The 1,243-nt window shown below is 37.8% G+C and carries 1 protein-coding gene; it reads left to right on the forward strand.

Annotated features, from left to right (window positions below; translation table 11 throughout):
- Nucleotides 1–54: 54 nt before the first annotated feature.
- Nucleotides 55–1,243 (forward strand): IS256 family transposase (locus tag AC2A1C_RS15800; RefSeq protein ID WP_484026893.1); only part of this gene is annotated, 1,189 nt, incomplete at its 3' end.

Below are 1,243 nucleotides of genomic sequence, written 5' to 3' on the forward strand. Positions count from 1 at the left end.
AGCTCAAAAAAATTTTACGGAAATAACTTTTTATTATTTTTAACCTATATAGTTATGATTGACAAAGAAGAATTATTAAACAACAAGGATTTCTACAAGTCCTTTAAAAATGGAGAAGATTTAACCTCTTTCTTCAAACAGATGCACAAACGTGCCGTTGAGCACATGCTGGAAGCAGAACTTGATGCTCATCTGGACAATGAAAAACATGAAAAAACCAAAGAAGGGAATTATCGCAACGGGCATGGAACCAAGAAGATAAAATCCTCTTTTGGAGAGAGTGAAATCAAAGTTCCCAGAGACAGGGCAAGCAGTTTTGAACCTGTACTGGTACCCAAAAGGCATAACATTATCGAAGGCTTGGAGAATATTATTATCTCATTCTATGCCAAAGGGATGAGTGTGAGTGATATCGAAGAGCAGATTAAAGAGCTGTACGATTTTGAAATATCTTCTTCTGCCATTTCCAGGATTACTAATGCCGTTGCCGCCCAAGTGGTGGGCTGGCAAAACCGACCCCTGGAAGATTTGTATTTAATTGTCTGGATGGATGGAATTGTTTTCAAAGTAAGAGAAAATTCCAAGGTCATTAACAAAACCATCTATTTGGCAGTAGGATTAAATCGTGAAGGAAAAAAAGAAGTTCTTGGAATGTGGCTCGGCAAGAATGAAAGTTCAAGCTTCTGGATGGGGGTTTTAACGGATCTCAAAGCCCGTGGCGTAGAAGATATTCTGATCACTGCTACCGATAACTTAAACGGATTTACCCAGACCATCCGTTCTGTCTTTCCTGAATCTCAAACCCAGATTTGTGTGGTTCACCAGATCAGAAATGCCTGTAAATATGTGGTTTGGAAGGACAGAAAAGAATTCTCTGCTGATATGAAGCATATTTACACCGCGCCAACAAAACAAGCCGCTCAAGCCGCTTTAAATGATTTTGCAGAAAAATGGGAATCCAAATATTCTTACGCCATCAAATCCTGGAGAGATAATTGGGATGAATTGACCGTATTTTTTGAATTTCCTTTAGAAATCCGTAAAATCATTTATACCACCAATTTAATTGAGAATCTCAACGGCAAAATCCGAAAATACACCAAAAATAAAATGTCTTTTCCTACGGATGATGCGGTCTTGAAATCTGTTTACCTTGCTTTGAAAGAAGCTACCAAAAAATGGTCGATGCCTATCCAGAATTGGGGTATTGTTCTCAATCAATTTATGCTTATTTTTGAAGAAA

This window comes from Chryseobacterium sp. HNCC26DJ241 (genome assembly GCF_057180505.1).